5 protein-coding genes are annotated in these 6726 nt (G+C 66.5%); 1 reads left to right on the forward strand and 4 read right to left on the reverse strand.

The features are described 5' to 3' along the window. The 4 genes from HZB86_05500 to HZB86_05515 form a co-directional block, all read right to left on the reverse strand. Positions 1–1664: aconitate hydratase (locus tag HZB86_05500; protein ID MBI5904988.1), on the reverse strand; the 1664-nt coding region annotated here is incomplete at its 3' end. 256 nt (positions 1665–1920) lie between these two features. Then, positions 1921–4215, reverse strand: coding sequence for a hypothetical protein (locus tag HZB86_05505; GenBank protein MBI5904989.1), 2295 nt, complete (start codon positions 4213–4215; stop codon positions 1921–1923). A 19-nt stretch (positions 4216–4234) separates the two neighbouring features. Further along, a complete protein-coding gene (locus HZB86_05510) occupies positions 4235–4996 on the reverse strand; it encodes a cytochrome C (protein MBI5904990.1) in 762 nt (253 codons plus the stop codon). 13 nt (positions 4997–5009) lie between these two features. Next, positions 5010–6221: a hypothetical protein gene (locus HZB86_05515; protein MBI5904991.1), complete on the reverse strand. Its 1212-nt coding sequence runs from the start codon at positions 6219–6221 to the stop codon at positions 5010–5012. Positions 6222–6570: 349 nt separating this feature from the next. On the opposite strand from HZB86_05515, the gene HZB86_05520 reads away from it, so the two are divergent. Then, on the forward strand, positions 6571–6726 hold a 156-nt coding region (locus HZB86_05520), incomplete at its 3' end, for an N-acetyltransferase (GenBank protein MBI5904992.1).

Consider the following 6726-nt stretch of genomic DNA (forward strand, 5'->3'; position numbering starts at 1 on the left):
ACGCCGAGGTAGCTGGGGCAGATCGCCGCGTGCTCCCTCGAGGATCCCTGCCCGTAGGAGAGCGCCCCGACGACGACGTTGTGCACGCCCTTCGCCTTGTTCTCCAGTGCCCGGCGGCTGAACGAGGCGTCCACGCCCTCGAAGACGTACTCGGCGTACTTGGCGATGTTGGACCGGTACTTCAGCCGCGCGCCCGCCGGCATGATGTGGTCGGTGGTGATCTTGTCGCCGACCTTCAGGGTCACCTCGCCGCGGATCGTCTCCGGCAGCGGCGCGCTCTCGGGCGGCTTGCCGATGTTCGGCCCGCGCCGGACATCGACTCCCGCGCCGTTCTCCGCGGGCGCGAGGACCATCGAGTCGTCGATGAGGAACTTCTTCGGCACCTTCACGTTCGGGTACTCGATGCCGAGCTTCTCCGCCACGTCGCGGGGGTCGGACATCTCGCCCGTCCGCGCGCACGCCGCGGCGGTCTCCGTCGACACGAGGAAGATCCCGGCGTCCTTGGTCCCCGACCGCCCCTCGAAGTTCCGGTTGTTCGTCCGGACGGACACGCCGCCCGACGGGGGGGCCTGTCCCGCCCCGATGCAGAAGCCGCACGCGGTCTCCAGGATCCGCGCGCCGGCCCCGACCAGCGTGGCGACGCTGCTCTCCTTCGCGGCCATCTGGAGGACCTGGCGGGAACCGGCCGCCACGCCGAACGACACGCCCGTGCTGATGGTCCGGTCCTTGAGGATCCTGGCCAGGGTGGTCACGTCCTTGTAGGATGCGTTCGTGCACGATCCGACGAGCACCTGGTGGACCTTCTTGCCGGCGATCTCCTTCACCCGCTTCACGTTGTCGGGGCTGTGCGGCATCGCGACCATCGGCTCGAGCTCGGAGAGGTTGATGTCGATCACCCGGTCGTACTTCGCGGATGCGTCCGCCTTCAGCTTCTTGTAGACGTCCTCGCGCCCCTGGGCTTTCAGGAACGCCTTGGTCACCTTGTCGGAGGGGAAGATCGAGGTGGTGACGCCGAGCTCGGCGCCCATGTTGGTGATGGTGGCGCGCTCGGGGACCGACAGCGTCTCCACGCCCTCGCCGCCGTACTCCACGATCGACCCGACGTTCCCCTTCGTGGTCATGATCTCGAGGAGCTTGAGGATCACGTCCTTGGCCGCCACCCAGGGGCGGAGCACCCCGGTCAGGTTCACCTTCACCACACGGGGGTACGTCATGTAGAACGGGCCGCCCGCCATCGCGACGGCGACGTCCAGGCCTCCCGCGCCGATCGCCATCATCCCGATGCCGCCGCCCGTGGGGGTGTGCGAGTCGGACCCCAGGAGCGTCTTGCCGGGGGCGCCGAACCGCTCCACGTGCACCTGGTGGCAGATGCCGTTCCCCGCGCGGGAGTAGAAGATCCCGTGCTTCGCGGCCACGGTCTGGAGGTAGAGGTGGTCGTCGGCGTTCTCGAACCCCTCCTGCAGCGTGTTATGGTCCACGTAGGAGACGGAGATCTCGGTCTTGACCCGGGGAACGCCCATCGCCTCGAACTGCAGGTACGCCATCGTTCCCGTGGCGTCCTGGGTCAGGGTCTGGTCGATCCGGACGGCGACCTCCTTGCCGGGCTTCTTGTCCCCGGCGACGTAGTGCGCGTCGATGATCTTCTGGACGATGTTCTTTCCCACGCGAATTTCCTCCCCTTGATGGATGGAATGGATCTCCTGGCGCAACGACGAGGGTGATGTCGACAGTATGCCTTCGGAAAGCCGGAACATCATACGAAAACAGCCCCCCGAAATCAACCGCCCGGACGGACACCGCGACGAAAGGGCGCGATGGCCCGCGCGGTGGGACGGGGCGAAGCGCCCTGCCGGTCGCGCAAAAGGGTGCGGCCCGGGGGTTCCCCCCGGGCCGCCGGGATTTTCCGGTTCCCCGCGCCGTCTACTGCAGCGGGTCGTACCCCCCGCCCGCCTGCGGGTTGTAGTTCGTCGCCGCCCGCACCCCCGCCGGCCGGTTGGCCAGCAGCGCCGCCGGCGTCGGGAGCGAGCCGGACGGGCTCGTCGTGTTGTTGTACAGGGCCTCGTACGAATCCATCAGGAGCTGGAGGATGTACCGGTAGTTGTGGGTCGCCGCCGTCGTGTTCGGGTGCCCGATCTGGGACGTCGCGGCCGCGGGGAGCCCCTTGATGACGTACTGGATGTTGAACGCCGCCTTCAACTGGGGGCGGTTCCAGGCGGTGTAGGACGACGTCGTCCCCTTGGTGAAGAAGTAGGGGTAGCTCAGGTCGTTGTAGGTGATGTTGTTGTTGTCCAGCAGCGAGATGAGCAGGTCCTCGACCCCCGCGATCTCCTTGGCGATCCCTTCCACCGTCCCGTCGAGGTCGTAGTCCGCCGTCGGGTCGAAGACCGAATCGCGGAAATCGTGGAACTGGCCCGCGGAGTTCGTCGCCGGGACTCTCCCGTTGTGGCACGAGGAGACATTGCACGAGGAATTGTTCACCACGGACTCGTCGGTCGAGAGGATCTTCCACGTGTGGCCGCCGATCCCCGCGGTCGAGCTCGTGGCCATGTGGCAGCCGTTGCAGTTGGACTGCTGATGGGCGGTGATATAGCCGTACTGCTTCGGCACCGCCGTGCCGGTCGTGTTGTCCGTGTATTCATACCCGTTGCGCGCCCACAGCATCGCGCCCGTCCCGAGGTAGTGCGGATTCAGGAACGATCCGGTGACGGTCGTCCCCGAGGCGATCCGGCGCTTGAACAGCGTGAAGCCGGACTCCCGCCCCTGGTGGCAGAAGATGCAGATCGTCTCGTTTCCCGCAGCGGTCGGAACGTCGGTGTTGTCGAGGAAGACGTTCCCCTGGAACGTGACCTGGGTCGAGGAGTATTTGCTCATGACGACCGGTTTGCGGGTGTTCTTCGTGTTCCCCACGGCATCGGCGTGCGGATTGTGGCAGGTGATGCACGTGACGGTCACGTCCCCGAAGAGCACGGGAGCGGAGGAGGTTCCTTCCACGTTGTCCTGGTACGCGATCGAGGCGATCCCGTGGTGGCACTTGTAGCAGGAAGTGTTGTTCACGGTCGAGGTCCCGCTCAAGTAGGACCCGTTCCGCGTGGTGTTGGCCGACACGGCGCTCGCGGTGGCCAGCGCCATGTCCCACGGGTACGTGCTGCGATGGCTCTCGGGGGAGGGGTAGGCGGCGCCGTTGTCCATCGTGTAGGCCCCCGGGTTCGCGGAGAACTCCGCGAAGGCGGCGGCGTTCCGGTCGCCGTGTCCCGATGCGGTCCACTGCGTCCAGACGTCCGTGTTGTGCGTGGCCGTCCCCTCGTACTTGTACACCCCTCTCGCGTGGCAGGCGGCGCAAAGCCGATCCGGGTAAATCTCGTTGTTCGCGCCGACGACGTTGGTGTAATCGATCGTCCCGTTCGATTCGACCGCCCCGTTCGGCTGGTAGATCAGGTTGAAGGAGGTCAGGTTCACGCGGGGCGCGGCGACGTTGTCGGTCTGGGCGCCGCGCACGTTGTCGACCAGGTAGTTCCGGAACTTCGGGAAGAGGACGGACGCGGCCCTCTGCGGTATCGCCACGTTGTCGGCCGGATCGTGCCCGTTGTGGCAGGAGCCGCATCCGACCTCCGGGGTCGGCATGTTGTCCGGGCTGGGCGACGTGAGCGCGCCGGTCGAAGCGTAGGTGAACGTGTACGTCGAATTGTGGCAGCGGGAGCACTCCTCGGTCCGTTGCGCCCTGCTGACCGGGGTCACCCCATCCGGCCTGAAGATCGGCGTACCCGACGAGGTGGCCTGGGCGGTCCCCGCGTCGACCTGAAGGAAGAACTTTTCCGGACTGCCGTTCGGGTTCCCGTGCGCCGTGGAGGCGAACCCGGTGAAGGCGGCGCTGCCGCTCCCGTGGCACAGGGAATTCGCGCAGCCGGCCATGGACGGGCTCGGGTACGGGATCGGGCCCACACCCCAGTGCTCCGCGCCCCCGCCGTGGCAATCCTCGCACTGGGCGGAGGTCCGCGCGGTGTGGACGGCGCCGGCCCAGGTGGTCGAGATCGTCTGGCCAAGGCTGTCCGCCGTCACGGCGTGGCAGGTGCCCGTGCATTGCGCCGACCCCACCCTGCCGGGTTGGCTGACGGTGGCCAGATCGAGGGATGTGCTCTTGTCGGTTCCCCAGCAGCCCGCCAGCACGGCGGACAACGCCAGGACGGAGACGACGAACAGTCCGTGGTGCCGTTTCATATCGCGAAGCCTCCCTTCCTTAATGGCATTTCACACAGGTGCGTTGGCCTGCCGCCTTGTTGAGTTTTCCCTGGATCGATCCCCAGTTGTCGGGGTGGGGGTTTACCCTCAACCCCGATTTCGCGCTGTGGCACTTCAAGCACGTCTCCCCGTCCGAGTGGCACGACTGGCAGGTGGGGAGGTTCCTCCGCGCTTCCCTCGCGTGCGAGCCCGACCAGACGTGGCTCGGAAGGACCGAATTCGGATGGCACGTCAGGCAGGAATCGGGGGGGAACGTGGAATGCGCCGGCCCGCCGCCCACGGCGGGGCGATCCGACCATCCTTTGCGGTGGGACTGGAACATGAGATCCTGCGGCTGGAACCGGGCGTGGCACTCGGAGCAGAAGGAAGCCGGGTGGCACCGCTGGCACGAGTTCGGGCTGTCGAACGCCGCGATCGGGTGGACCTCCAGGAAGGAGCTGCGGTGGCTCTTCGGCTTGTAGTTCGGCCCGCGGTCCTGCGAGACGTGCAGCCCCGCGTCGATCCCCCCGCCGAAGTGGCAGTCCGTGCAGTACGACCGGTCGTGGCAGTCCGCGCACGGCGCGTCCGGCTTCACCGCGATCACTCCGTGCTGCGCGTTCCACGCCCCCTGGTGGTTCGGCGACACGTTCGCGTCCCGGTGGCACTCGGTGCACTCCCGGATCTTGGCGTTGCTGTATGCACGGTGGTCCTCCCGGGCGTACAGAAGCGTGGCGCTGCAGACCAGGGAGACGACGAGGAAGAGGAAGATAGGTTTTTTCACGCCGTTCCCTCCTTCAGAAGGACACGTTCAGGGCCAGGCGGCCCCGGACGTCCCGGCTGTACTGGTCGCTGATCGTGTCCTCGATCCGCGCGGACGCCGAGACGTTCTTCCGGATCCTCGCGTCAACGCCGGCCCAGATCCGCGTCGCGTCGTCGTGGCCCGTCATCAGCTCGCGCCGGAAGCTGTCCCGCTGGAGACCCGCGGAGAGAAGGAAATCCTTCCTCACCACGAGGTCCCCCGACAGCTCGAACCCCGCCAGGTTCCCGCCCGTTCCCACGCGCCAGATCCCCGCGCCGTAGACCGACACCCCGTCCGACGGGCGGTACCGCACCCCGCCCTCCCCCGCGTTCGCCTTGTCCCCGCCTCCGTAGCTCTCGTTCCGGTATTCGCCGGAAAGCGTCACCTTCGGAGTCCACTCGTAGTCCGCCCGCAGCAGAACCTCCTGGTACCGGTCCACCGCGAACACCGAGAAGATCGACGTCGCCTCGAACACCGGGATGGACCGGAAATATTCCGCGTTCAGCACCACCTTCGGGAAGAAGGCGCTGCGGCCCCCCAGCTGGATCTCGCCGAACACCTCCGAGAGCACGTCGTACCGCAGGCGGGTGTACAGCTCCCCGTATTTGCCGACCCGCTTGCTTCCCGACATCCCGACGAGCTCCTTCGCCAGGTCGTTTTCGTCGTAGGTGAGGTAGTAGGAAAGGTCGAGATGGGCGTCCGGGAGGTTCATGAGGCTCGCCTGCGCGGCGAATGCCGCATCGCCCCGCTTCGTGGCTTCCCCCGTGGTATCGAACAGCACGTTCCGCCCTCCCACCAGCGTGAAAGCGACCGGACCGGCGATCCGCGTGTCGACCCGGGCCCCGTCCACGATTCCGGACCCGGCGCTCACGAAGAAGAACTGGCGACCCACCCGGACATCGGTCGACTTCACCGCGCCCCGCTTGTCCAGGTACAGGTAGTACAGGCGGCCGTCGACTCCGTCCCCCTCCTCCACGTCCCCCGAAAGGCGGCCGTAGCCGGTCACCTGAACGGTGTCTCCCTTGTCGAACTGCCGGGCGGATGCACGCACGTACTGGGCGAGATCGAAGTGGTCCACCCCGAACTCGTCGGAGAACCACATCGCCTGGGTGGAGGCCTTCCCCCCGAATGTGACCGCGCGGGCCGACGGAACGACCGCGGCGAGGATGAAGAGCGCGACGAGAGGTGCGAGGGTGCGCCTGTTCATTCGACCGACCCCCTTTGGATGACTACGTTCGCTTTCCCGATGATTGCCGTCCGGGGCACCAGGGTGGCATCATTGACCTTATCGGCCGATGGCGACAATTCTTCAGTCATTTTCCCCCGCTGGCGGGAGCCAGCCCTGTTATCACCACTCATTCTTGTTACGTATACTGTCGACAGAATGTTACACGATTCGGCGGGTCCCCGGATACCGTTTTTCGCCCGGGAACCGGGGGAACGGGGCGCCCTTTCCCCTTTGCGGCCGCCGGGCTCCTCTCTATAATGAAAAGTTCCTCCCCTTCATCGCCTGGAACCGGGGGAGATCGCCGCGCAACGAGGAAAGGAGGCCGTTCATGCACCGGGAGTATCCGAAGGACGTCAAGCTCAAGGACGGTACCAAGGTCACCCTCAAGCCGTTCGAACGGAAGGACAAGGACGCCCTGTTCACCTTCTTCCAGCGCCTGCCGGAAGGGGACCGGCTCTTCCTCAAGGACAACGTCGCCGACCCG

The organism is Deltaproteobacteria bacterium, assembly GCA_016234845.1.
Taxonomy (GTDB): domain Bacteria; phylum Desulfobacterota; class Deferrimicrobia; order Deferrimicrobiales; family Deferrimicrobiaceae; genus JACRNP01.